Annotated in this window: 22 protein-coding genes; 12 read left to right on the top strand and 10 right to left on the bottom strand. The window is 68.5% G+C overall.

Annotated features, from left to right (window positions below; genetic code table 11):
* Position 1: 1 nt before the first annotated feature.
* Positions 2–1,093: a M48 family metalloprotease gene (locus LAQ58_RS16215; protein WP_224448472.1), complete on the bottom strand. Its 1,092-nt coding sequence runs from the start codon at positions 1,091–1,093 to the stop codon at positions 2–4.
* A gap of 175 nt (positions 1,094–1,268) precedes the next feature.
* On the opposite strand from LAQ58_RS16215, the gene LAQ58_RS16210 reads away from it, so the two are divergent.
* The 6 genes from LAQ58_RS16210 (at position 1,269) to LAQ58_RS16185 (ending at position 6,893) form a co-directional block, all read left to right on the top strand.
* Positions 1,269–2,405, top strand: coding sequence for a DUF4129 domain-containing protein (locus tag LAQ58_RS16210; RefSeq protein WP_224448471.1), 1,137 nt, complete (start codon positions 1,269–1,271; stop codon positions 2,403–2,405).
* On the top strand, positions 2,402–3,121 hold the full coding sequence (locus LAQ58_RS16205; RefSeq protein WP_224448470.1) for a DUF7269 family protein: 720 nt from the start codon (positions 2,402–2,404) through the stop codon (positions 3,119–3,121). Before LAQ58_RS16210 ends, LAQ58_RS16205 begins: the two co-directional genes overlap by 4 nt.
* Entirely contained in the window at positions 3,118–4,374 is a 1,257-nt protein-coding gene (locus LAQ58_RS16200) for a DUF58 domain-containing protein (protein WP_224448469.1), read from the top strand. The genes LAQ58_RS16205 and LAQ58_RS16200 overlap by 4 nt, the downstream gene beginning before the upstream one ends.
* Positions 4,371–5,882, top strand: coding sequence for a DUF7519 family protein (locus LAQ58_RS16195; protein ID WP_224448468.1), 1,512 nt, complete (start codon positions 4,371–4,373; stop codon positions 5,880–5,882). The genes LAQ58_RS16200 and LAQ58_RS16195 overlap by 4 nt, the downstream gene beginning before the upstream one ends.
* A gap of 42 nt (positions 5,883–5,924) precedes the next feature.
* The gene (locus tag LAQ58_RS16190; protein WP_224448467.1) at positions 5,925–6,194 is read left to right on the top strand and encodes a DUF7573 domain-containing protein; all 270 of its coding nucleotides are present in this window, start codon (positions 5,925–5,927) and stop codon (positions 6,192–6,194) included.
* A 102-nt stretch (positions 6,195–6,296) separates the two neighbouring features.
* On the top strand, positions 6,297–6,893 hold the full coding sequence (locus tag LAQ58_RS16185) for an HAD family hydrolase (RefSeq protein WP_224448466.1): 597 nt from the start codon (positions 6,297–6,299) through the stop codon (positions 6,891–6,893).
* 70 nt (positions 6,894–6,963) lie between these two features.
* Here LAQ58_RS16185 and mutL read toward each other — a convergent pair whose 3' ends face one another.
* Both mutL and mutS read right to left on the bottom strand, forming a co-directional pair.
* Entirely contained in the window at positions 6,964–8,664 is a 1,701-nt protein-coding gene (mutL, locus tag LAQ58_RS16180; RefSeq protein WP_224448465.1) for a DNA mismatch repair endonuclease MutL, read from the bottom strand.
* 7 nt (positions 8,665–8,671) lie between these two features.
* Positions 8,672–11,452 carry a DNA mismatch repair protein MutS gene (mutS, locus tag LAQ58_RS16175; RefSeq protein WP_224448464.1) on the bottom strand — a complete coding sequence of 927 codons (2,781 nt, stop codon included), beginning with the start codon at positions 11,450–11,452 and terminating at the stop codon, positions 8,672–8,674.
* A gap of 223 nt (positions 11,453–11,675) precedes the next feature.
* On the opposite strand from mutS, the gene LAQ58_RS16170 reads away from it, so the two are divergent.
* The 4 genes from LAQ58_RS16170 to yciH all read left to right on the top strand — a co-directional run bounded on the left by LAQ58_RS16170 (position 11,676) and on the right by yciH (position 16,350).
* Positions 11,676–12,644: an AAA family ATPase gene (locus tag LAQ58_RS16170; RefSeq protein WP_224448463.1), complete on the top strand. Its 969-nt coding sequence runs from the start codon at positions 11,676–11,678 to the stop codon at positions 12,642–12,644.
* A complete protein-coding gene (locus tag LAQ58_RS16165; RefSeq protein WP_224448462.1) occupies positions 12,641–13,732 on the top strand; it encodes a DUF58 domain-containing protein in 1,092 nt (363 codons plus the stop codon). Before LAQ58_RS16170 ends, LAQ58_RS16165 begins: the two co-directional genes overlap by 4 nt.
* On the top strand, positions 13,729–15,966 hold the full coding sequence (locus LAQ58_RS16160) for a transglutaminase TgpA family protein (protein ID WP_224448461.1): 2,238 nt from the start codon (positions 13,729–13,731) through the stop codon (positions 15,964–15,966). Before LAQ58_RS16165 ends, LAQ58_RS16160 begins: the two co-directional genes overlap by 4 nt.
* 90 nt (positions 15,967–16,056) lie before the next feature.
* Positions 16,057–16,350, top strand: a complete 294-nt coding sequence (yciH, locus tag LAQ58_RS16155) for a stress response translation initiation inhibitor YciH (RefSeq protein ID WP_224448460.1) — start codon at positions 16,057–16,059, stop codon at positions 16,348–16,350.
* A 169-nt stretch (positions 16,351–16,519) separates the two neighbouring features.
* Here yciH and LAQ58_RS16150 read toward each other — a convergent pair whose 3' ends face one another.
* Positions 16,520–16,876 carry a rhodanese-like domain-containing protein gene (locus LAQ58_RS16150; protein WP_224448459.1) on the bottom strand — a complete coding sequence of 119 codons (357 nt, stop codon included), beginning with the start codon at positions 16,874–16,876 and terminating at the stop codon, positions 16,520–16,522.
* Between the two features lie 79 nt (positions 16,877–16,955).
* Between LAQ58_RS16150 and LAQ58_RS16145 the strand changes: the two genes are divergently transcribed.
* Positions 16,956–17,729: a hypothetical protein gene (locus tag LAQ58_RS16145; protein ID WP_224448458.1), complete on the top strand. Its 774-nt coding sequence runs from the start codon at positions 16,956–16,958 to the stop codon at positions 17,727–17,729.
* Positions 17,730–17,741: 12 nt separating this feature from the next.
* On the opposite strand, the gene LAQ58_RS16140 is transcribed toward LAQ58_RS16145, so the two are convergent.
* The 6 genes from LAQ58_RS16140 to LAQ58_RS16115 all read right to left on the bottom strand — a co-directional run bounded on the left by LAQ58_RS16140 (position 17,742) and on the right by LAQ58_RS16115 (position 22,592).
* Entirely contained in the window at positions 17,742–18,350 is a 609-nt protein-coding gene (locus LAQ58_RS16140; RefSeq protein ID WP_224448457.1) for an NUDIX hydrolase, read from the bottom strand.
* A complete protein-coding gene (locus LAQ58_RS16135) occupies positions 18,347–18,730 on the bottom strand; it encodes a hypothetical protein (protein WP_224448456.1) in 384 nt (127 codons plus the stop codon). Before LAQ58_RS16135 ends, LAQ58_RS16140 begins: the two co-directional genes overlap by 4 nt.
* Before the next feature lie 81 nt (positions 18,731–18,811).
* A complete protein-coding gene (locus LAQ58_RS16130) occupies positions 18,812–19,228 on the bottom strand; it encodes a DUF5809 family protein (RefSeq protein ID WP_224448455.1) in 417 nt (138 codons plus the stop codon).
* Positions 19,229–19,318: 90 nt separating this feature from the next.
* On the bottom strand, positions 19,319–19,828 hold the full coding sequence (locus LAQ58_RS16125; RefSeq protein WP_224448454.1) for a DUF5810 domain-containing protein: 510 nt from the start codon (positions 19,826–19,828) through the stop codon (positions 19,319–19,321).
* A gap of 68 nt (positions 19,829–19,896) precedes the next feature.
* Positions 19,897–20,436: a GNAT family N-acetyltransferase gene (locus LAQ58_RS16120; protein ID WP_224448453.1), complete on the bottom strand. Its 540-nt coding sequence runs from the start codon at positions 20,434–20,436 to the stop codon at positions 19,897–19,899.
* 179 nt (positions 20,437–20,615) lie between these two features.
* Positions 20,616–22,592, bottom strand: a complete 1,977-nt coding sequence (locus tag LAQ58_RS16115) for an aconitate hydratase (RefSeq protein WP_224448452.1) — start codon at positions 22,590–22,592, stop codon at positions 20,616–20,618.
* 291 nt (positions 22,593–22,883) lie between these two features.
* Between LAQ58_RS16115 and LAQ58_RS16110 the strand changes: the two genes are divergently transcribed.
* The gene (locus LAQ58_RS16110; RefSeq protein ID WP_224448451.1) at positions 22,884–23,360 is read left to right on the top strand and encodes a deoxyuridine 5'-triphosphate nucleotidohydrolase; all 477 of its coding nucleotides are present in this window, start codon (positions 22,884–22,886) and stop codon (positions 23,358–23,360) included.
* The last annotated feature ends 23 nt before the right edge of the window (positions 23,361–23,383 follow it).

Genomic DNA, 23,383 nt, shown 5'->3' with positions numbered 1-23,383 from the left:
TTCAGTTCTGTTCTTCCAGTTCGCGCGCCAACTTCCGAAGGCGCGCGACGCGCTCGGTCGCCGCCGGATGCGTCTCGACGGTGAGCGAGAACCCCTCCGAACCGCCGTCGTCGTCGCCCGTCTCGAAACCGTGCGGGAGGAAACAGAGGCCGCGGATGCCCGCCGAGCGCCGCAGGTCTCGGTCGGGAGCGACGGGGACCGCCGAATTCAGTCGTCGAATCGCCGCCGCCACCGCCGCCGGGTTCCCGGTGAGCAGCGCCGCCGCACCGTCGGCGGCGAACTCCCGCGAGCGGGAGAGACGGCCCGCCAAGGAGACGACCGGCGCGGTGAGCGCGCCGAGAACAATACCGCCGAACAAAAGCGAGAACAGCGCGACGAGCACGAGGCCCGAGAGGGAACCGAGGCTGCCGACGTCCGCCGTCGAGAGGCCGAAGAGGATGGCGGCGACGACGGCGAGCGCTGCGAACGTCGCGCCGCGACTCCAACCGCGCGGTGTGAGGCCCTCTAGTAGCGAGAACTCGCCGCTGGTCACCGCCGGGAGGAACGTCGCGAGCGTCATCACCGTCGCGTCGCGGTTCTTCACGTGCGCAAGTTCGTGGGCTATCACGGCGTCGAGTTCCTCCTCCGACAGTGATTCCAGCAACCCGGTCGAGACGACGAGCACGGACTCGCGGAGACCGCCGACGGTGAAACTGTTCGGCACGGGAGTCTCCGCGACGGCCAGCGTCGGCGGCGGTAGATTCGCTTGCGAACAGAGACGGGTCACTCGGCCGCGCAGGTCGGTGTACTCCTCCTCGTCGACGACGCGGGCGTTGGCGGCCGCGAGCGTCTGTCGCCGCGTGTACCGCAGTTGCAGCCAGAGAAACAGCGCCACGACCGGCACGGCGACGACGACAGCGCGGACGAGCGGCGGCACCGACCGAACGCCGAGGAGTGCGGCGGCTGTCGCACCTAGCGGTGCCAGCCACGGTGCGAGCAGGAAGCCGACCACGGCTACGAACGCCGCGTCGAGCGCGACGACGAGGGCCAGCGTCATGAGGATTCGACGCGTGAGCGCGGCGTCCCTGGTCGCCAGCGGCGCGCGCGCCGTCATCGCGGCCCTCCGTTCGGTACCGGAGACGGCGAGTCGACGCTGGGAGAGCAGCGATACGGCAGACGACAGTGGAGAAGGCGGCGATGCGGCAGACGGCGGCGGAGGGGAGGGACATTCACGGCGGTTCGCATATAGGAAAACATATTATCAGACAGATAAGTAACCAGTGGTAACAGTGGCATACGACCTCCGCCGCGCAGCCCTCCTCTCTCTGTGCGCGCTCGCGGTCGTCGTCGCCGCCTCGCTGTTCCCCGCCACCGGGTTCGGAAGCTACCCGGCCGGCGTCGGCGGAGGCGGCGGCGACGGCCCGGCGACGGGATCGGGAACTAGCGCGACAGACGCGACGACCGAGACGACGCCGAGCGATAGTAGCGGCACCGGCACCGACGGCGCAGCGTCGACGACGACGCCCGCTGACCCGAACGAAGACGAGGGGACGGCGTCGGGCGGCACCGACGGAACCGACGAGACGACCACGGCGACAGCGACGCCGACACCGACCGAGACGACGGCACCGTCGAACGCGAGCGAGAGCGTCGGCGGCAGCGGCTTACTCGTGTTCCTGTTCGCCGCGCTCGCGGCGTTCAGCGTCCTCTTCGTCGGTGTCGCCAGCGGACGCCAACGACGGGACGTCGACGTGGACGTAGACGTGCCGTTCCCACGTCTGCGGACCGCGCTCCAGCGCATCCCGCAGTTGACCACGGCGTTCGTCGTCGGACTCAGCGAGTCCGGACCGACGTTTTTCGACCGTCTCGGACGGGTGGCCGCCGGGTTCCTCGGCGGTCTCGGCGACGCTTTCGGCGAGTTGGCGCGAGCGGTAGGAACCGCCGCCGTCGCGCTCCCGCGGGCGTTCGGCGGCGGACTGTTCACGTTGTCGAGCGGCGCCGGAACCGCGCTGTCGGGACTGCCGCGCGCACTCGGCGACGTGGGAAGCGGCGTCTCGTTCCGCCGCGGCCGCGACCGCCGCTCTCGTCGACGCGGCCGATCGCCGAGCGTGACGACTGAGGATGTCGAGGAGGAGCCAGCGCCCGAGATTCCGCCGACCATCGAGGAGGCGTGGGCGTCGATGGCCGAAGGAATCCGCCTCCGCAACCGCCGGGCGTCGACGCCCGGCGAGTACGCGCGGGCGGCGGTCGCGAGCGGTCTCCCCGTCGAGTCGGTACGCCGGTTGACGCGCATCTTCGAGGGCGTCCGCTACGGGAGCGCCCGGCGGTCGGCGGCGCTGACCGCCGCGGCCCGCGCGGCCCTGTCGAGCATCGACGACCACCGTGAAGGCGACGAGGACAGCGAAGACGGCGGTGACGGACGATGAACTGGCCTCTCGGCCGGCGTCTCAGTGTTCTGGCGTTGGCAGTCGGCGCGCTCGCGCTGGCCGTCGGAACGGTCTTCGTGCCGGTCGCACTGAGTGCGTCGCTGGCGGTGTTCAGCCGCGTCTTCGTTTTCCTGCTCGCCGGCGGTGCGGGGCTGTTCGCGCTCGTCATCCTCTCGGGAGTCGGCGAGGACCGCGCCCGTTGGACGCCCGAGAACGATCCCGAGCAGACGCACGACGGGACACGCGAGAGCGCGGGCGGAAAGTTCGACGACGCGCTATCGGAGCTCGAACATCAGTCGGGATGGAAGCGAAAACGCGAGAGGAGGACGATAGAACGGGCGGTACACGACGCCGCGGTTACGACAGTCGCCGCACGAGGCGACTGCTCGGAACTGGAGGCTGCCCGGCGTATCGAGTCGGGGACGTGGACGACGAACGCCCGCGCGGCGTCGTTCCTCGGCGGCGACGACGCCGCCTCGCTCCCGTTGCGTAGCCGAATCCGCGACTGGGCCGCCGGGCGGCGCTTCGAGCGGGCCGTCGAGGAGACGGTGGCCGAACTGGCGGCGTATGACGGCGGCGAACCCGGTGACGAGACGTCGGCCGACGACTGGCCCGAGCTCGTGGAGTTGGAGGCCGCCGCCGAGGAACTCGTCGACGCGAGCGAGGAGCGCAGCGATGCGCGCATCGAAACGGTTCCGGAGGGCGAGTCGGCGTGAGCGAACGCGAGATTCCCCGCTGGAACGTCGGACTGGCTGTCGCGCTGCTCTGCGCGTCCGCCGGAATCGCACTCGGGAACACGGCAGTGTTTCTCGGCGCCGTCGTCGGATTCAGCTTCGCTGTCTACGGCAGCGTGACGCGTCCGCCGGAACTCGTCGTCGGTGTCGAGCGGACCCTGAGCGACGCGTCGCCGAGACCCGGGTCGACTGTCGACGTTACGGTGACCGTGACGAACGAGGGCGAAGAGCCGCTGTCGGACCTCCGCATCGTCGACGGCGTCCCCGAGAGCCTCGAAGTCGTCGCCGGGACGCCCCGCCACGCGACGAGTCTCCGCCCCGGCGAGTCGGAGTCGTTCTCCTACACCGTCCCGGCGACGCGCGGCGACCACGCGTTCAAGGTGACACACGTCGCTGCGCGCAACATTAGCGCAAGCGTCGAGCGCAGCGAGACGAAACCCGTCGAGTCGCTCGTCTCCTGCGAGTCGGGGGTCGAAGACCTGCCGCTGGCCGAACAGACGATTCCGTACGCGGGACGCGTCGAGACGGACTCCGGCGGGGAGGGCGTCGAGTTCCACTCCATCCGGCAGTACACCAGAAACGACCCGAGCAAGCGCATCGACTGGCGGCGCTACGCCCGAACTGGCGAACTCTCGACCGTCGAGTTCCGCGAGACGCGCGCCGCGACGGTGGTGCTCGTTGTCGACGGCCGACAGGAGTCGCACGTCGCCGACCACGACGGTGCGCTCGACGCAGTGAGTCTCAGCGAGTACGCCGCCGAACGCGTCGCGGGGGTGTTGCTCGGAAAGAGCAACCGCGTCGGCGTCGCCCGTCTCGGCGGGACGGGCGGCTACGTCGCCCCCGCTACGGGGCGGACGCAGACCGTTCGAGTCGGGCGATTCCTCGTCGACGGGCCGGCCGCGCTCCCGGACGGAACCGTCGTTCGCGGCACCGGCAGACACCGCCTCGCGTCGATCCGCGAGCGGTTCCCGCGCGACGCGCAGGTGATCTTCTTCTCGCCGTTGGCCGACGACGAAGCGGTCGAGTTCGCCCGGCGGTTCGAGGCGTACGGCCACCGAACCACGGTTCTCGCACCCGACGTGACGCCCGAGACGCCGGGCGGCACGCTCGCGCGCCTCGACCGTGAGGAGCGACTGCGCGACCTGCGCAGTCGCGGCGTCCGCGTCGCCGAGTGGTCGCCGGACGAACCGCTGCACGTCGCGGTCGAACGCGGGTCGAAGGGGTGGGCACGATGACCGAACTCGACCGGCGGCCGACGCGCTTCGCCTCGCGGGTCGCCGTCGCCATCCTTCTCGTCGCCGCACTCGCGGTCTGCGCGGCGGCGGGTGCGGCGCTTGCGGGAGTGTTGGCCGTCGCGGGCGCGCTCGGTGCGACGCGGGCCGTCGAACGGCTCGAGGGCGAGACGAACGTGGCGCGAGCGACCGGCAGCGTCGCTCTCGTCGCGTCGGTCTTCTGTTTCGTCGCTGGCGTCATCCTGGCGACGCGAAGCGGCGCCGGAGGTGTGACGGTTCCGCTCGTCGCCGGGGCGGTCCTGGCCGCGGCGATGAACGCGTGCGTCGAGATGGACCGGGAGTCGGTCGAGCCCGCCGAGAGCGCGCTCGTTCACTCGACGTTCTTGGTCGGCCTCGGCGCGTTCGCGGCGGCCGCGTTCCACCTGAACCTCGCGGGACTGGCCCTCCTCGTCGTCGCCGAGGTGGCGGTCGGCGTCCACTCGTCCGGGACGCTCGCCCAGTTCGTCTCGCTGCAGGCGCTGGCGCTCGTCGTCGCGCTGTTGCTGCCGCGGGCGCTGGCGACGCTCAACGAGTGGCTGCCGGGCGACGCCACGACCGAGGGATTCGGCTTCCTCGAGCGCGTCGGCATCGATCCGGAGGACGTGCCGCGGACGTACTGGGCGCTCCTGGGCGCACAGCTGCTGTTCCTCCTTACCAATCCCGCGCTGTTCGACCAGTTCCTCGACCTGCTGTCGGTGCTCGGGACGGCGATTCGGGTCGTCCTCGGCTCCGGCGTGCTGCACCTCCCGCTGGCGGCGTTCGCCGTCGCCGCCGCCGGCGTTCTCGTCGCGGAGTTCCTCCGACGCGGCGTCGTCGTGTGGGGCGGCCACTACCCGCCGAAGACGCTCGGCTACGCCGCCGGGGGCGTCGTCGCCGTCCTCGTCGTCTCGGTCGCCCTCGCCGTCCCGCCGGTGGCCACCCGGGTGAGGACGGCGTTCGGCGGTCGGCCGTGGGTCGAACTCGGAGCCGCAACGGTAGTGCTGCTCGCCGTTCTGCTGGTCCTCGTCGGCGCGTACCTCGCCGAGCGCTTCGTCGTCACGACCGGATGGCGCCCGTTTTCGCCGCTACTCCCCGACCGCGGCGTTGGTTTCGCCGCCGCCGGCGGGTTGCTGTTCGTCGGAACCGTCGCCGCTGCCGAAGGCGACGCCCACCCGCTCGTCGTCGTCTCAGGCGTGACGGCCTCGCTGTTCGTCTGGGACGCGGGTGACTACGCGACGCGACTTGGGCGCGAAGTGGGCCGGGCGGCGGAGAGCCGACGGGCTGAACTCGTTCACCTCACGGGGAGCGCACTCGTCGGCGGTGTCGGTGTCGCGTTGGCGACGCTGGCGCTGTACGGAGTCGGTCCGGCGAGCGTCCCCGGCGGCAAGCGGACCGCCGTCGTCGCCCTCTTCGCGACGCTCGCCGCCCTCGGCGGTCTCGTCTGGCTGCTCGTCGGCGAGGACGACGAGGACGGCGGCCAACGCGCGGCGTGAGTCGACGGAACCGTTTAAGCGTCGCCGCCGACGAGAACGGGCATGGGAGACGACCGCTCGCTGGACGAGTTTTTCGGACAGTCGGAGTCGGAGAACGCCGGCGGCGACCCGTCGGAAGAACTCCGCGACGACGACGCCGACGAGACCGAATCGGCGAACGACGCCGGCGCCGAACAAGTGACGCCGGCGGTCGCCACGTTCCGCTGGTCGCCGACAGGGGCGACCTGCGACTCCTGCAGCGAGACGGTCCAGCGGCGCTGGCACGACGAGGAGACCGGCGAGTTCGTCTGTATCGACTGTAAACCGTGGTGAACGGGGGCTGCTCCGGCGACACGTCGCGAATCGGATCGAACCCCCGCAGAACCGGGCCCGTTCGCCGACAGGCTTTTTCTGAATCGCTCCACAGCGAGCCGTATGCGCGCCATCTTCTTCGACCTCGACGGGACGCTACTCCACTTCACGCGGGATTACCGGGAGGTGCTCCGCGACGCGTTTGCCGACGCGGCGGGCGAGGTGCCCGACGGCGCGGTCGAGCGCTACGACGAGACGTTCTACGAGGCTTTCGAACGGTGCGAACCGGACCCGGTTCGGCGGGCGTTCGCGTCGTGCGAGACGACCGCCGAGGCGGACGCGCTCGTCGACGCGCTCCTCGAGTCGGAGATTGCGACGTGTCGGCCGCCGGAGCGCGCCCACGAGGACCTCTCGCGGCTGGCCGAGGAGTACGCGCTCGGCGTCCTCACGAACGGCGTGCCCAAGTGGCAGCGCGCGAAGCTCCGCGCGCACGGCCTCGACGACTACTTCGACGTCTTCGTCGCCTCCTACGAAGCCGGCGCGCACAAGCCCGACGTCGCCCCGTTCCGCCTCGCCGAGGTGCGCCTCCCGGCGGAGGAGTACGCGATGGTGGGCGACGCCGACGCCGATATCGACGGGGCCAGCGCGGTCGGGTGGGTGCCCCATCGCTACGACGACGAGGGGTTTGGCGACCTCCCGGCCGTGCTGGAGTGGGAGTAGGTCGAGGAGCGAGCAGAGCGAGCTAACGGCGAAGCGAACAGTCCGAACGAGACCGTGAGACCGCTGACGCTCAAGCGAGGTTGCGGTGCCCGCGCTGGAAGCCGCGGACCAGCGCCGACTCGTCAATGGAGAGCACCGTCGGCCGCCCGTGCGGGCAGGCGTACGGCTGGTCGCACTCGCCGAGGCGGCGCAGCAGCGCCGTCGCGTCCTCGCCTGCGAGCGTATCGCCCGCCTTCAGCGACGGGTGGCAGGCGAGGTCCTTCAGCAACTCGTCGCGGAGTTCTTCGGGTTTCGCCCCCGCGCGGAGCGTGTCGAGCGTGTCGCGGAGCGCGTCGGCGTCGAGCACGCGTCCGAGCGGCGCGGGCACCGCGGTGAGACGGAACGCCGACCCGCCGAACGGGTCGAGGTCGAAGCCGAGTTTCGACAGCGCCTCGCGGTGGCTCTCGACGGCCGCCGCCTCGGGCGGCGACAGCGAGAGCGTCTGCGCCGGGTCTACGTCGACCGATTCGACCGCCTCGCCGTCGAGCGCCGCTCGGAGGCGCTCGTAGTTGACGCGCTCGTGGGCGGCGTGCTGGTCGACGACGAGCAGGTCGTCGTCGGCCTCGCAGAGCAGGTACAGGTCGCGAAACTGCCCGATGACGCTCACGTCGTCGAAGTCGGAGTCGCGCGAGACCGAGGCGAGCGAGGAGTCGAGGTCCATCGCGACGGCGGCGCTCCGCCGGAGGTCGGCGGTCGTGAGCGCGTCGTTGACCGCCGTCTCGACGGCCTCCGAAATCGCGGTCTCCGCGCGGAACGCGACGCGCTCCTTTGCCGGGTGGACGTTCGAGTCGACCAGTTCCGGAGGGAGGGAGACGGCGACGACGGCGACGGGGAAGCGACCGTTCGACAGTAAGTTTCCGTACCCCCGGACGGTCGCCTTCCGAATCACCTCGTCGCGCAGCGCTCTGCCGTTGACGGCGGTGTGGACGTGGCTGTGCTGGGCGCGGGTGATAGAGGGGTAGACGAGCAGCCCTTCGACTTCGAGCGGATACTCCTTACCGTCGGACTCGTCCGACGAGGTGTCGTTCGCTCCACTCACGACACCCCCGTCGAACTCGACGGTCGTCCGGTGGTCGAACTCGGTGCTCTGGCCTGCCACGTCTCTACCATATGCGCCCAGAACGGCGTCGGTGTAACCCGTTCCCGTCGTCTTGAACGTCTCGCGGCCGTCGTGGGTGAGCGAGAATCGGGTGTACGGGTTCGCCAGCGCGTACCGCGTGACGACGTCGCTGATGCGTCCGAACTCCGTTCGTGCAGCGGCGAGGCTCTTGCGGCGGGCCGGACGGTTGTAGAAGAGGTCTCGGACCTCGACGGTCGTGCCGACGGCGCGACCCGCCGGGTCGACGCGCTTCTCGCCGTCTTCGACGCGGACGCGGGTGCCGCGCGGGCCGCCGTCGTTCGTCGTCACGTCGAGCGTCGCGACGGCGGCCATGCTCGGGAGCGCCTCGCCGCGGAAGCCGAGGGTATCGACTGCGTTGACGTCGTCGGGACCGTCGAGTTTGCTCGTCGTGTGTCGCTCGACGGCTAGCGCGGCGTCGTCTTCGCTCATGCCCGCGCCGTCGTCGGCGACGCGGATGCGCTCGGTGCCGTCGCCGTCGACGGTCACGTCGATTCGGGTCGCGCCCGCGTCGAGGCTGTTCTCTATCAGTTCGGTGACGACGCTGGCGGGGCGCGTCACCACCTCGCCGGCGGCGATCTTCGCTATCGTGGGGTCGTCTAATCGTCGTATCATCGGATCTCTACTCGTCGAGCGTGCGTTGGAGGTCGTTCAGCAGGGTCAGCGCCTCCAGCGGCGTCGTCGTCGCCACGTCGACGTCGCGGAGAGTGTCGGCCACCTCGCGGAGGCGGCAATCGGTGCCGTCTATCGATTGGCGCTCGGCGGACATGGGGGTTTCGTCGGTTCGGTCGGTGGACTGTCCGTCGACCGAGAACGACGCGAGCGAGGCGTCGACGGGGCGGGCAGGAGGCGTTTCAGCCCCGTTAGCTGACACCGACTCGACGCCGTGGTCGTCTTCGCTCACGTCCGCGCCGTCGTCGGCCGTACGGCGCTGGTGTCCGTCGGCGACGAGCCGCTCGGAGCGCTCGACGACCGAACTCGGAACCCCGGCCATCCGCGCGACTTCGACGCCGTACGACGAGGAGGACGCCCCTTCGGCGACGCGGTGGAGGAACGTCACCTCGCCGTCGTCGGTCGACTCGTTCTCGGCCGTCTCCGCGTCTCCCGTGTCGCGTTCGACGGTGAAGTGGAGGTTCTGGACGCCGGGCAACTCGTCGGCGACGGCGGTGAGTTCGTGGTAGTGGGTCGCGAATAGCGTCGTTGCGCCCACCTCGTCGTGGAGGAACTCAGTCGTCGCCTGCGCGATGGCGAGGCCGTCCGCGGTGCTCGTACCGCGGCCGACCTCGTCGAGGAGGACGAGCGAATCTTCGGTCGCGTGATGCAGAATCGTCGTCAGTTCGCTCATCTCGCGCATGAACGTCGACTGCCCGCCCGCGATGTCGTCGGAGGCGCCGACGCGCGTGAACATGCGGTCGACGACCGGGAGGCGAGCCGACTTCGCGGGGACGAAACTCCCCATCTGCGCGAGGACGACGACGAGCGCGACCTGCCGCATGTACGTCGACTTGCCGCTCATGTTCGGCCCAGTGACGAGCGCGATTCGTTCGTCGGTGAGGTCGGTCGGGTTCGGGACGAACGACTCCTGCTGGCGTTCGACGACCGGGTGTCGCCCGCCCTCGATGCGGATTCCGTCGGCGCCGAGTTCCGGTCGAGTATAGTCGTTCTCGACGGCGACCGTCGCCAAGGTCGTCAGTACGTCGATGGTCGCGAGCGCGTCGGCGACCGACTGGATGCGCTCGCTCTCCGCGCCGACGTCGCGGCGAACCTCGCGGAACAGTTCGTACTCCAGCGCGTCGGCGCGCTCGGAGGCGCCGAAAATCTCGTCCTCTCGGCGCTTCAGTTCGGGCGTGTAGAACCGCTCGGAGTTTTTGAGCGTCTGCCGCCGCGTGTAGTCGTCGGGCACTCGGTCGAGGTTCGGGTTCGTCACCTCGATGTAGTAGCCGTGGACCTGGTTGTGTCCCACGGAGAGCGAGTCGATTCCGGTCCGTTCTCGCTCCCGCGCTTCGAGTTCGGCGACCCACTGCCGACCCTCGCGCTCGGTCGCCCGGAGGTCGTCGAGTTCGTCGTCGAAGCCCTCGCGGATGACGCCGCCCTCCGTAATCTCCATCGGCGGGTCTGTGGCGATGGCGCGGCCGATCAGGTCACGCACGTCTTCGAGTTCGTCCAAAGACTCGCGAAGCGAGCGGAGGCGGTCGCTCTCGGCGTCGTCGAGCGCCGCCTTCACGTCGGGCACCACGTCGAGCGTCGTCTTCAAAGAGCGGAGGTCGCGGGCGTTCGCCCGGCCGCGGGAAACGCGGGCGACCAATCGCTCCACGTCGTACACGTCGCGCAGGTGGTCGTGGAGGTCCTCGCGGATCAAGGAACGAGACGAGAGTTCGGCGACGGCGTCGAGTCGGGCGTCGATGCGATCGCGGGCGACGAGCGGGCGGCGGAGCCACTGCCGGAGACGACGGCGACCGAGCGCGCAGGCGGTGTCGTCGAGCACGTCGAACAGCGTCGGTCCCGCGGCGGGACCCTGCGACTCGAACAGTTCGAGGCTCCGCAGCGCAGTCGCGTCGAGGCGGAGCCCGTCTCGCGGGTCGTAGCGCTGGATACGGGAGACGTACTCCAGCGTCTCGTCGCCCTGCGTATACTCGGCGTAGGCGAGCAGCGCGCCGACGGCGCGGAGTTCGGCGTCGTTGCCGACGACCGCGTCGGGGCGCGGGACGTACTTTTCGAGCGTCTCGCGGGCGGCAGCGAGACTAAAGGCGTCGGGGTCGAACTCGGTCCGCATCGCGTCGGCGTCGAGGTCGGCGGGGTCGACGACGGCGTCGGGACCGACGACCACCTCGGCGGGGGCGACGCGCTGGAGTTCTTCGAGCGCGCGTTCGGGCGCATCGGCGCTCGTCACCAGACACTCGCCGGTGGAGACGTCGACGGCGGCGACGGCGTGGTGGGCGGGGTCGTCGTCGGAATCTTCGGACTCGTCGCTCGCGACGCAGGCGACGTAGTTCGTCGACCCCGGCGAGAGCAGTTCGTCGTCGACGACGGTTCCGGGCGTGACGATCTGGGTGACGGCGCGGTCGACGAGCCCGGAAGCCTCGGACGCGTCCTCCACCTGGTCGGCGATGGCGACGCGGTAGCCCGCGTCGAGCAGTTTTTCGACGTAGGAGGCGGCGTTGTCGATGGGGATGCCCGTCATCGGGTAGGTGCCCGTCGAGTCCTCGCGCTGGGTGAGCGTCAGTTCGAGGACGCGGGCGGTCTCCTCGGCCGCCTCGCAGAACGTCTCGTAGAAGTCGCCGACCTGAAAGAGGACCAGAAACTCGTCGTACGCCGCGCAGAGGTCGTAGTACTGGCTCAGCATCGGCGTCAGGTCCTCGCGGTTTGCCCGCATCTTCGCCGGAGGTCCCGTGACCGCAGTCATACCGAGAGAGGAGAGCGCAGGCGGTAAAAGACACACGACAGCGGAGTGGAAACCCGCGGCGGCCACGAGAGCGACTGGTCGTGCCACGTGCGCACGCCCGGCAAAGTTAGGTTGATTCGACCATTATACCGAACGAGAGACGTATGCGAAGTAGCCCCACGGTCGAGTATCCTGACCGACGCGACGCCCGAGCAGTGTCGAACGTGTCTCCCCCTCATACCACATGACTGACGCCGAGACGACGACCCACGGAGCGAGCGAACGCACAGCCTTAGCCGTCGAAGAGACCGGAACCCTCGTCGCGCGAATCACCGAGAACGTCGAGCGCGTCATCATCGGCCAACGCGACGCCATTGAACACATCGTGATAGCGCTTCTCGCCAGAGGCCATCTGTTGCTCGAAGACGTGCCGGGTGTGGGGAAGACGATGCTCGCGCGCTCCATCGCGCGGTCGGTCGACTGTTCGTTCTCTCGCGTCCAGTTCACCCCCGACCTCCTCCCGTCGGACGTCACCGGCGTGAACGTGTTCAACCAGAAGACGCGGGAGTTCGAGTTCCAACCGGGTCCGGTGTTCGGCAACGTCGTCCTCGGCGACGAGATAAACCGCGCGCCGCCGAAGACCCAGAGCGCGCTGCTGGAGGCGATGGAGGAGTCGCAGGTCACCGTCGACGGGACGACGCACCCGCTACCGAACCCCTTCACTGTCATCGCGACGCAGAATGACGTGGAACTCAGCCGGACGTACGAACTACCGGTCGCCGAGATCGACCGGTTCATGAAGAAACTCCACCTCGGCTATCCAGACGAGGCCGACGAAACGGAGCTACTGGATCGCGTCGCGAACCGCCACCCGATCGAGACGCTCGAACCGGTCGCGAGCACCGAAGACGTGCTGCGGGCGCGCGAAACCGTCGGCGCCGTCGCCGTGTCCGAGCCGATACGGTCGTACGTCTCGCAACTGGCGACGTACACGCGAAACCACGCCGAGTTGGGCGTCAGTCCCCGCGGCAGTATCGCGCTCGTCCGCGCCTCGCAGGCCCGTGCGGTCCTCGACGGCCGCGACTACGTCGTCCCCGACGACGTACAGACGGAGGTGCCGAGTGTATGGGCGCACCGCATCCGACCGGAGACGGGCAGCGAGACCGGACGGGGCATCGTACAGGCAGCGCTGGGGGACGTCGCGGTAGAATGAGACCCACGCGACGCGGTGTGGCCGTCGTCGGTGTCTGCGTCGCCGGGTTCGCCGCCGCTGAACTGTACGGCTCTCGCTCGCTGAACGCCGTCGTCCTCCCCGCGTTCGTCGCGCTCGTCGCCGCTGTCTTCCAACTCCGAACGTTCGACCGCCCGACAGTCGACCGTACCGTCCCCGACGACGGCTTCGTCGGCGAGAGCCACGAGGTGACGCTCGAACTCACGACCGACGGGGCGCCGTACATCGCCGACGTCGTCGACCGGGTCGGGGAGGGGCTGGCGCGCGAGTCGCCCGACGGTGCGGACCGGGCGGTTGCCGAAACGACTGTCGGCGGCGGTGCGGTACGCTACGGCGTCACCTACGAGCGGCGCGGCGAACGGACGCTCGGCCCGGTTACCGTCGTCGCTCGCGACGTATTCGGCCTGCTGGAGACGGAGTTCACCTGCGGGGCCACCGACCGCCTGCTCGTCTACCCGAACGTCCGCCGAGTGCCGGGGTGGGCGCGGGCGGAACTGTCGGGCGTCCACGGCGTCGGATTCGCCGAGGACCGCGACGAGTTCAGCAGCATCCGCGAATACCGCCACGGCGACTCGCTGCGCGACATCCACTGGCGGTCGAGCGCCAAACGCGGCGACCTCATCGTAACCGAGTACAGCGCCGACGATGAGCGCCGCGCGGTGACGCTCACCGCGGGCGGGCGGGCGAACCGAGCCGACGCGATGGCCGAAGCCGTCGCCAGCCTCGCCTTCGCGCTGCTCGACGCGAGCGTGCCGGTCACCGTCTCGGTGCCCGGCGGCCGGGTCGTCGCCGAACCGACGGCCCGCGATCGGAGGCGGTTGCTGGAGCTGCTCGCGCGGACCGACGGCGGGCAACCGCCGGACTCGACGGCCGACGTGGTCGTTCGCGCCGAGCGCGACGCGGTTCGCGTCGCCGTCGACGAGCGCGAGACGACGTTCGGGGCGCTGACCGGGAAGGAACGAACGCCCGACGGGAGTCGAAGCCTCGTCAGAGAGACCACCGGCGGCGAACGTCCGGAGCAAACGTCGCCGACCCAGTCTCGCCGGCGTTCGCCGGGGGAGACGGCATGAGTCGTCGCACCTTCCGCGGCGGTGCGCTCGCGAGCGTCGCGTTGCTGCTGTTCGCCATCACGAGCGTTCTCTACCGCATTACGGACGTGGTCGGCGTCGGCGAGAGTACGACGTATCTGATCGTCGGCGGCGGGACGCTGCTCGCCGCGACGGTTCTCTCGCGGTATCTTCGACCGCGAGTCGCGCTCGCGTTGACGCTGGTGTTCCTCGTCGCCGGCTGCGCGGCGTACTTCTTCTCGCTGCCGGACGCGCAGCGCGCGGCGTTCTCGGTGGACCGAATCCTCGCCGACGTCGTCGCACTGCTCACGGGGCTGTCGGTGCTCCGACTGGCGCAGGCGGACGTGTGGGCGCTCGCCGCGACGCCCGCGCCGGTGTTCTTCACGTGGTACTTGGCAGTTCGGCGGCGGTACGTCGGCGCCGCGACGGTGGGCGGCGCGACGCTCGGACTGCTGGTGCTGACGGGCGACGCCGACCCGCTGACGACGCTCGCCGGCGTCGTCGGCGTCGCGGGAGCGGTCGGCCTAGGGACGCTCGAATCCCGCGGCGGCGTCCCCGCGCAGTTGGACACGTTCGCCATCGTCGTCGCGGCGATGATCGTCGCCTCGGCGTCGCTGTCGGTGGTTCCGGGAGGCGCGGCCCAGCCGTTGCTCCCGGATACGGGCGCGCCGACGAGCGAGCAGAATCTTGTGGAGTCGAGCGACGAAATCGACATCGAAGGGAGCATCCGACTCTCGCCGGAGGTGCGCTTCAGCGTCGAGAGCGCCGAGGCGCGCTACTGGCGGACCTCCGTCTACGACCGCTACACCGGCGACGGCTGGGTCCGGTCGGAGTCCGAGACGCGACCGTACGACGGCCGGTTGGAGAGCGGACCGGGCGAACGCCGCGAACTCGTACAGCGTGTCACCGCGGAGACGCGACTCGAGTCGATGCCCGCGGCCGCCGAGCCGGTCGAACTGCGCGGCGAACCCGCCGACGGTGCGCTCGTCACCGAAGAGGGGACTTTGCGCGCGGGGAGTGCGGTCCGCGAGAACGAGAGCTACACCGTCGTCAGCGAACCGCCGCAGTACACGCCCGAGCAGTTGCGGCGCTCCGGCGACGACTACCCCGACGAGGTGGAGGAACGGTATCTCCAACTCCCCGACAGCACCTCCGACCGTCTCCGCGAGCAAACCGCGAACGTCACCGAGGACGAGGACAACGCCTACGACAAGGCGCAGGCGATAGAAAAGCATCTGGAATCGACGAAGGAGTACTCGCTGACCGTCGACGAACCGTCCGGCGACGTCGCCGACGCGTTCCTCTTCGAGATGGACGCGGGCTACTGCACCTACTACGCGTCGACGATGGCCGTGATGCTCCGCTCGGAGGGGATTCCGGCGCGGATGGCGACGGGCTACACGCCCGGCCAGCAAGTCGGCGAGAACGAGTGGGTCGTCCGCGGCATGAGCGCGCACGCGTGGGTCGAAGTGTACTTCCCGGAGGTCGGGTGGGTGCAATTCGACCCGACGCCGAGTTCCCCGCGCGAGTCCGCCGAGAACGTCCGCCTTGAGAGCGCCCGGCAGAACAACGAGAGCGGCGTCGACACCGAGAACTCCTCGGAGGGCGAGTGGACGCCGACTCCCACCGAGACCCCGGCCGACGCCGACGCGAACACGACGACCACCACGACGAGTCCGAACGCGGACGGTCCGGACGCCGAACCGTCCGGCGGAAACGCCAGCGCCCCCGGCGGGGCGGTGAGCGGACTCGGCGAGAACCAGACGACTGCGCCTCCCCCGAACGCGAGCGGCGGAGCCGGCGCCGGTACCGGCGCTGACGGCGACGGCGGCGGACTGCCCGACATCGAGACCATCGGCGTCGGGATTGCCGCGCTAGTCGGAGTAGCCGCCGGGGCACGTCGGACCGGCGTCGGTGCGAGAGCGTACCGGAGCGTCTGGGTTCGGTTCCAGGGCCGCCGCCGGACGCCCGAGCACGACGCCGAGCGCGCCTTCGAACGGCTCGAATACCTGTTGACGCGGCGGTACCGACCCCGTCGACCTGGGGAGACGCCGCGGCGGTACCTGCGGAGTCTCTCGCGACTCGGGCTCGACGAGCGGGCTCTCCGCGTCGGCGACGCGTACGAGCGCGCCCGGTACGGCGGCGGCGTCAGCCGCGAGGAGGCCGAGTCAGCCATCGAGACGGTGAATTCGCTGGTTCGACAGGGGACGCCGATTCTGGGCCGGTTCCGGTCGTAGCCGTCGCCGCTTCGACGGCCGCCGCGAAAGCGCGCGAGGGGCCGGTTCCCGACACTGTTTTGTACCCCCATCGAGTAGTTCCGCCTTGTAATGTCGGAAGTCTGCTCGACGTGCGGGCTGCCTCAGGAACTCTGCGTCTGCGAAGACGTGGCGCGAGAGTCCCAAGAGATCAGCATCCGCATCGACGAGCGCCGCTACGGGAAGGAGGTAACGGTCATCGAAGGATTCGACCCCAAGGACGTGGACATGAGTAGCCTCTCCTCGGACCTGAAGTCGAAGTTCGCCTGCGGTGGAACCGTCGAAGACGATTCCATCGAACTGCAGGGGAACCACAGTGGTCGCGTGGAGGACTTCCTCCGCGATAAGGGATTCAACGTCGCGTGACCGCGCCCGCATGACCGTCCTCTGACTCGGCCCCGCGTCGAGTCCCGTTCTCCGCAGCGATTATCCGGATAGCCGCTGCTCGCGTCCAGCTCTCGAATTGTCACGGCCGACTCGACTGTCGACGAGAGACTCGATTGTCGACGGACGACTCAGCTCCCGACGGGACGACTCAGAACGGCGACTGCGGACCGTCGTCGCCGCCGGTCGGCCGTGCGGAGTCGACGTCGCCGGACCACGCGGTGAGACCGCCCTCCATGCTCTCGACGCGGGCATCTTTCGTCCCCTCGTAGGATTTGATGAGGCGGGCGGCCTGCCGGCTAGCCTGCCCGTGCGGGCAGACGGTGATGATTCGGTCCGCCTCGGAGAGCGACTCGACGCGGTTCGGTAGTTCGGCGAACGGGACGTTCTCGCTGCCGGGGATGTGCTCGCGGTCGAACGCCGCCGGCGAGCGGATATCGACGACTCGCGGCGGGTTCTCGCCGCCGAGGAGTTCCTCGACTTCTTTGGGCGTGATTTCGCCGTCCATATCACGACATTCCGGTGAAGACGGATAAGGGCGCGGGTCGCAGGGAAACGGTTATTATTGTGTTATGTAACGTTCTGATATGAAGCGGTCCCCTCGACGGCTAGCCCTCCTCGTAGCCCTCGCCCTCGTCGTCTCAGCGGCAGGCGTACTAGTCCTCCAACTCTCGCCGACCGCCGAGCATCGAGCCATCACCGCCGACGACACCCCGACCGAGAAAGCGACGACGGCGATGGAGAATCTGCGAGCGACGAACTACAGTTACAGGCTCGACGTTCAGTTCGAGGGCGGGACACACGACCGGTTCGCGTACTCCGTCGACGGGCGGAACGAGCGCGCTCACGGGAGCGTAGACATAGCAGACCACCAGTACGAAACGATGCGGACGCGACACACGACGTGGACGCGAAATACCACGTCTGAAACGCCGGGTGCGTGGACGACCAAACCGAGTAGATCGTACACGGACGTTCACCTTCTCAGACCGCAACGGGTGGAAAACGTGACGTTCGAACAGGTGTCGGCAGACGACGAAACCCTCGTTCTCCGCGCCGCCCTCACGGGTGACGAGACGAGAGCGATGTACTTCGGGCCGTGGAGTCAGAACAGCACCGGGACGTTGACGCTCCACGTCGACCGTGACCGAGAAATCGTCACCCGCGCAACGATGAACGTGACCAACGACGCTTCGGCGGGCCACTACCTGATGAGCAACGACGTCTCGACCGGCCACTACGAGGCGACGGTGAGTGACGTCGGAGAGACGGACGTGAGAAAACCCGACTCGATTCCGTCGCCGACGGTCGACGAGGTGGTCAACCGTCTCGTCGTCGGTCTGCAGTCGCTCGACGGGTAGCGACGGAGTCGGTTACAACAGACCGTCATCTCTCGCCAGCAACAGTCCCTCGATAGTCGCGTCGTTCGTCGGTTGCATCCGCGCCACATCGACGGCGTCCTCGATTGGCACCGCTTTCGGCGTGAGGAACTCGTTGGAGTCGAGTTCGCGTTCGCCGGGGGTCAACCCCTCCGCGAAGACGATGCCGCGGCGGTGCCGGAGCAGACCGGTACAGGTCCAGAAGTCCTGCAGCAGCGAGAGACTCGACGCCTCGAACCCCGTCTCCTCGTGGAGTTCGCGTTCGGCCGCCTGCGTGAACGACTCCCCCCGCTCGACGATGCCCGCCGGGAGTTCCAACTGCGTCTCGCGGACGGTCGGGCGGTACTGTTCGACGAAGAGGACGTGGTCGTCAGCGACGGCGACGACGACGACGGCCGTCGAGAGTTCGGCCCAGTAGTACTGTTTCTCGGTGCCGTCGGGCTGGCGGACGCGGTCGTAGCCGCCGGTGAACCAGCCCGTCTCGTACTCGGTCCGCGAGTCGAGAACGGGCCACTCGGGGTCGCCGAGCGCGTCGCGTCGCCCGCCGTTTGCGGCCCGGTTCGTCTTGCTATCGTCACCATCGTCGCGCGTGTCGTCGGTCATGCTTGTTCCTGCTCCACGGCGACCCAGTAGCGCGTCCCGTCGTACTCGACCAACACCCGTCCGTCGCGTTCGGCGTCGGGTCGTCGCGTCGCCAACGCGTCCCGCTCGTCGAACGGCGAGTGGGTAAACGGCTCCTTCAGCCCGAACTGCCCTCGCTGGTACCCCTCCGAACGGCCCTCTTCGAGCGCCGTCGAGAGGTACGGATACTGCTGGGCGGAGAACGCCGTGACGTTGACGGCAGGGCCGGAGGCGCTCGTCTCCTCGACGGTGAGGTAGTACGGGTCGCCTGTGCCAAGATAGCTCGGGAGCGCCCCTAGCGCCAGCAGTCCGAGCGAGAGGAGGACGAGGAGCGCCAGAACGCGCCGCGTAATCGGTCGCACGGCCGTAGTTCGGAGGGAGCGAGTAAACCGATTACGCTCGTGGGGGAATCGGACGCGGCGGAGCAAACTGCCGCCGACGGCTCAGAGCAGATTGCGATACGCGCGGCCGAACGCCTGTCGTCTGAGCGTCCCGGCGGCCGCCTCCGGTTCGTTCTGGTACGTCGCCGCGAGCACCCGCCCCGCGAAAGGGACCGCGTGCCAGACGACGTTGTCGACGTTCTCGCTTCCGAGTTCTTCCACCTCGTAGTCGGGGTGCTCGTCGCACCACGCCTCGAACTCCTCGCGCGTCCCGTCGTGGACGACGAGCAGCGACGCGAACAGCGCGTCGCGGGCCGTCTCGACCACCTCGCCGGTCACTCGCTGGCGGTACTCGTTGCGGTCGAACTCCATGGCCTTGGCCGTCTCGCGGACGACGACCTGCGCGGCGGGACCGACCGATTCGTACAACTCGCGGGCCTCGTCGACGGAGTCGGGAGCGAACGCGCCGTCAGTCTGCATCGTTCGTGCGACGGAGCGCCGCCGTAAACGCGTTTCCGTCCTCCCCGAGCACGTCGGGGGACGGTGTTGGACTCACCGGCGACTCAGGAGTTACGTCTCGTCGGAGTCGGAACCGGAATGAGAATCGGAATCGGAGTCGGTGCCGGAATCGCCCGCGCTCTCGCGGTCGTCTGCGTCGCCTGCCTCCGGGTCTGTACCCTCCGTCTCGCCGTCTTCGAGCATCTGCCGGGTCAGTTCCTGCGCCTCCTGCAACACCTGCTGGGCCTCCCCGCTCATCGACGCCGACCCGCGTTGGGCGGCCGCATTCGGGTCGAAGAAGCCGCCCGCTTCGCCGCCGTGCCCGTGGCCGTGGTGATGGTCGTGGCTCGTATGCGTCGAGCCGACCGTATCCTCGAACACCTCGTCGTACTCGGTCTCCTCGGCGTGGTCGGTGACGACGTCGGCCAGTTCCGCCGGTCCCAGTTTGTTCCAGTTCGGGACGTGTTCGTTTAGCCACGCCTCGTGTTCCTCGTGGCGAAGCATCGCCGTGAACGCGAGGTGGTTGGCGAGGTGTTCGGCGTCGCGCTGCGGCACGTCGCAGACGGGGCAGGCGTATCCCATGGTCGTGGTTGTCGTCGGAGCGAAAAAAGCGTGTTACTGTCTCGGCGGTCGTTGACTGCCGCCTGTCGTTATCTATCGTCGCCGCCGCGCTGCCACTCGTTGGCGTCGACGACCATCACGAGCGCCGCCTCACCGTCCTCGTAGTAGCGCGGGATGCGGCGCAGGGGTTCGAAGCCCTCGCTCTCGTACAGCGCTTTCGCCGGGTCGTTGTCCTCGCGCACTTCGAGTTTCACCAACTTCGCGCCGCCGAGCGCCATCGAGACGAGCGACTGCTGGAGCAGCGTCCGACCGAGTCCCCGCCCACGAGCGTCGGGGTGAACCGCGATATCCTTCACGTGGCCGATGTCGCGGCCGTAGTTCGGCGTCACGTCGGCGACGACGTAGCCGACGACGCGCTCTGCGCTCTCGCTTTCGTCGCTCCGACCCATCGACTGCGACACGCCGTCGACGGCGACGAGAAAACCGGGTTCGCCGAGGAACTGCTCGAACGCCGCGAACGGCCACGGCTGTTTGAAGCAGGTTTTCTCGATCTGGAACACGTCGAGGAGGTCTGCCCGCTCGGCGCGTCGAACGGTCGTTCCCTCGGCGTCGGCGGGGGCAGTGGTCACGCAGGGTCGTTCGAGACGACAGACAATAAGCGCGCTGGCAACAGTTCAGCAACGGTAGGTGTTCGGTGCGCCGACCGTGATGTTGCCGGTGCGTCGACCCCGGTACTCGCCAGTGCGCCGGCGACGGTGCGGCCGCTCGACGGCCAAAATAGAGAGAAAGTAGGGTCCGTGCGTTGTGCTCAGTCGTCGGCAGGCGTCGCGCCGCTCTGGCCTTCGTCGTACTGCTGCTTCGTCCACGAGAGCTTGCCGCCGGCGGCGAGAATCTCGCGCTCGCGCTCGGAGGCGTCGAGTTGGGCGGTCGCCTCCCAGTCGTCGTTCACGCGAACCGTGAACTCCTCCTGGCCGGAGCGGACGCCGTCGCCGACGTCGTCGACGATCTCGATGTTATCGCCCTGCTCGATCTTCTCGTAGGTCTCCTCGTCGATGGTCAGCGGGACGAGGCCGAAGTTGAACAGGTTCGCCTTGTGGATTCGGGCGAACGACTGCGCGAGGACGCCCTCGATGCCGAGGTACATCGGGCAGAGCGCCGCGTGTTCGCGCGAGGAACCCTGACCGTAGTTCTCGCCGGCGACGAGGAAGCCGCCGTCGGCGTCGAGCGCGCGCTGCGCGAACGTCTCGTCGACCCGCGAGAGCGTGAACTCCGAGAGCTTCGGCACGTTCGAGCGGAACTTGAGGATGTCCGACGTCGCCGGGATGATGTGGTCCGTCGTGATGTTGTCGGTCATCTTCAGGAGCGCCTCACCTTCGAGGTGCGACTGCAGCGGGTCCTTCAGCGGCACGTCGCCGATGTTGGGGCCTTTGATGAGTTCGTCGTCGACGGCCTCGTCGGGGCTGATGAGGTCGGCCTTCGAGCCGTTGTACTTATCGGGCAGTTCGAGACCTGGGTCCTCGAGGTCGCCGAGTTCCTCGGCGAGGTCGCGCGGGTCGATGATTTCGCCCTTGAGCGCAGCCGCGGTGGCGACCTCCGGTGAGCAGAGGTAGACGGAGTCGTCCTCAATGCCGGAGCGACCCTCGAAGTTGCGGTTGAACGTGCGCAGCGAGACTGAGTCGGAAGCGGGCACGTGACCGATGCCGATACACGCACCGCAGGTCGCCTCGGAGAAGTTGACGCCGGCAGCCATCATCTCCGCGGTCCAGCCCTGACGGGCCAGCAGTTCGGAAGCCTGCTTCGAGCCGGGCGCGACGATCATATCGGTCTTCTTGTTGATCTCGCGGCCCTTCAGCATCTTCGCGGACGGGAGGATGTCCGGGTAGCCGCCGTTGGTGCAGGAGCCGATGATGACCTGGTCGACGGACTCGCCCGCGACCTCGCGGACGGGCACGACGTTGTCCGGCATCGACGGCGTCGCGATGAGCGGTTCGAGGTCTGAGAGGTCGATGACGATCTCGTCGACGTACTCGGCGTCGTCGTCGGGCTGGAGGTCGACGTACTCGTCCTCGCGGCCGACGCGGCGGAGGAAGTCCTTCGTCTTCTCGTCAGTTGGGAAGATGGAGGAGGTCGCGCCGAGCTCGGTCCCCATGTTCGTGATGGTCGTCCGCTCCGGTACGGAAAGCGTCTCCACGCCGGGACCGGTGTACTCGAACACCTTGCCGACGCCGCCTTTCACCGAGAGCTGGCGGAGCATCTCGAGGATGACGTCCTTCGCCGTCGACCACGCGGGCAGTTCGCCTTCGAGACGGACGTTGACGACTTCCGGCATTTCGACGTAGTACGGGCCGCCGCCCATCGCGACGGCGATGTCGAGGCCGCCCGCGCCGATGGCGAGCTGGCCAAGACCGCCGGGTGTCGGCGTGTGGCTGTCCGAACCCAGGAGGGTCTTACCGGGCGCGGCGAAGTTCTCCTTGTGGACGTTGTGGCAGATGCCGTTGCCCGGTCGGGAGAAATGCGCGCCGAAGGTACCGGCCGCAGAGCGGAGGAAGCGGTGGTCGTCCGTGTTCTTGAAGTCGAACTGGTACGTCTGGTGGTCGCAGTACTGCGCGGCCAATTCAGTCTGGACCTCGTCCAGTTCGAGCGCCTCGAACTGGAGCCAAACCATCGTTCCTGTCGTGTCCTGCGTGAGAACCTGATCGATCTCGATGCCGATCTCCTCGCCGGGTGTGAGTTCACCCTCGACGAGGTGGTCGGCGAGAATTTTCTCAGTTACCGTCTGTCCCATAACGTCCGTTGGTCGTCTCCGGGCGGATATAAATCCCGCGTGTTTCCTACCCGAAGAACCGTGTGGAATACGCTTCCCGCCGGCAATTTTCGCGGATTCGTCGAAAACAATTCGTATTCGAGTAAAACCCACGGTAGCAGAGAAGCGGTTTAAACGACGGTGTCGCGACACCGTCGCGGTAGCACTACGGCGACGGCACTGACGGGAGGAGCTACGCGGAACGCGCGGGCGGTCGCAGAGGCGTCACAGAGAACGGGAACGTCTATCTAATGGGAACCGGCATGGCGAGATATGTACCGATCAGGTTCGTTCGTCGGCGACCACGTCTCGCCCGTCTCGGGCGACCAACTGCAACCGAACGGCGTCGATCTGACGCTCGAAACGGTCTTCGAACAGCGCGAACCCGGCCGCATAGACCGCAGCGGAAAGGAGATCGGCGACCGACAGGCGGTCGAACGAGAGGAGACCGACGGCGAGGTGGAGACGTACTATCTCCCGCCGGGCGGTTACGTCGTCCGGTACGCGGAGACGGTCCACATTCCCGATGGACACGTCGGATTCATCTATCCCCGGTCGTCTCTGCTGCGTAATTCCTGTATGCTGAACACGGCGGTGTGGGACGCGGGGTACGAAGGCAAAGGCGAGGGGCTTCTCGAAGTTCACCAGGACATCGAGATAGAACGCGGAGCACGAATCGCCCAGTTGGTACTCGCGGCGGCGGACCACGACGGAACGTACGACGGGAGCTACCAGGGCGAAAATCTGTGACGAAGACGCGGGGGCAATCCCGC

It is taken from the genome of Haloprofundus salilacus (genome assembly GCF_020150815.1).
GTDB classification, from domain to species: domain Archaea; phylum Halobacteriota; class Halobacteria; order Halobacteriales; family Haloferacaceae; genus Haloprofundus; species Haloprofundus salilacus.
This window is presented reverse-complemented; position numbering and strand designations above follow the sequence as displayed.

Excerpts from the sequence above, each read along its gene's own strand:
- LAQ58_RS16215 (WP_224448472.1), bottom strand. The coding sequence starts at position 1,093 with ATGACGGCGCGCGCGCCGCTGGCGACCAGGGACGCCGCGCTCACGCGT.
- LAQ58_RS16205 (WP_224448470.1), top strand. The coding sequence starts at position 2,402 with ATGAACTGGCCTCTCGGCCGGCGTCTCAGTGTTCTGGCGTTGGCAGTC.
- LAQ58_RS16195 (WP_224448468.1), top strand. The coding sequence starts at position 4,371 with ATGACCGAACTCGACCGGCGGCCGACGCGCTTCGCCTCGCGGGTCGCC.
- LAQ58_RS16190 (WP_224448467.1), top strand. The coding sequence starts at position 5,925 with ATGGGAGACGACCGCTCGCTGGACGAGTTTTTCGGACAGTCGGAGTCG.
- LAQ58_RS16185 (WP_224448466.1), top strand. The coding sequence starts at position 6,297 with ATGCGCGCCATCTTCTTCGACCTCGACGGGACGCTACTCCACTTCACG.
- mutL (WP_224448465.1), bottom strand. The coding sequence starts at position 8,664 with ATGATACGACGATTAGACGACCCCACGATAGCGAAGATCGCCGCCGGC.
- mutS (WP_224448464.1), bottom strand. The coding sequence starts at position 11,452 with ATGACTGCGGTCACGGGACCTCCGGCGAAGATGCGGGCAAACCGCGAG.
- LAQ58_RS16170 (WP_224448463.1), top strand. The coding sequence starts at position 11,676 with ATGACTGACGCCGAGACGACGACCCACGGAGCGAGCGAACGCACAGCC.
- LAQ58_RS16165 (WP_224448462.1), top strand. The coding sequence starts at position 12,641 with ATGAGACCCACGCGACGCGGTGTGGCCGTCGTCGGTGTCTGCGTCGCC.
- LAQ58_RS16160 (WP_224448461.1), top strand. The coding sequence starts at position 13,729 with ATGAGTCGTCGCACCTTCCGCGGCGGTGCGCTCGCGAGCGTCGCGTTG.
- yciH (WP_224448460.1), top strand. The coding sequence starts at position 16,057 with ATGTCGGAAGTCTGCTCGACGTGCGGGCTGCCTCAGGAACTCTGCGTC.
- LAQ58_RS16150 (WP_224448459.1), bottom strand. The coding sequence starts at position 16,876 with ATGGACGGCGAAATCACGCCCAAAGAAGTCGAGGAACTCCTCGGCGGC.
- LAQ58_RS16145 (WP_224448458.1), top strand. The coding sequence starts at position 16,956 with ATGAAGCGGTCCCCTCGACGGCTAGCCCTCCTCGTAGCCCTCGCCCTC.
- LAQ58_RS16140 (WP_224448457.1), bottom strand. The coding sequence starts at position 18,350 with ATGACCGACGACACGCGCGACGATGGTGACGATAGCAAGACGAACCGG.
- LAQ58_RS16130 (WP_224448455.1), bottom strand. The coding sequence starts at position 19,228 with ATGCAGACTGACGGCGCGTTCGCTCCCGACTCCGTCGACGAGGCCCGC.
- LAQ58_RS16125 (WP_224448454.1), bottom strand. The coding sequence starts at position 19,828 with ATGGGATACGCCTGCCCCGTCTGCGACGTGCCGCAGCGCGACGCCGAA.
- LAQ58_RS16115 (WP_224448452.1), bottom strand. The coding sequence starts at position 22,592 with ATGGGACAGACGGTAACTGAGAAAATTCTCGCCGACCACCTCGTCGAG.
- LAQ58_RS16110 (WP_224448451.1), top strand. The coding sequence starts at position 22,884 with ATGTACCGATCAGGTTCGTTCGTCGGCGACCACGTCTCGCCCGTCTCG.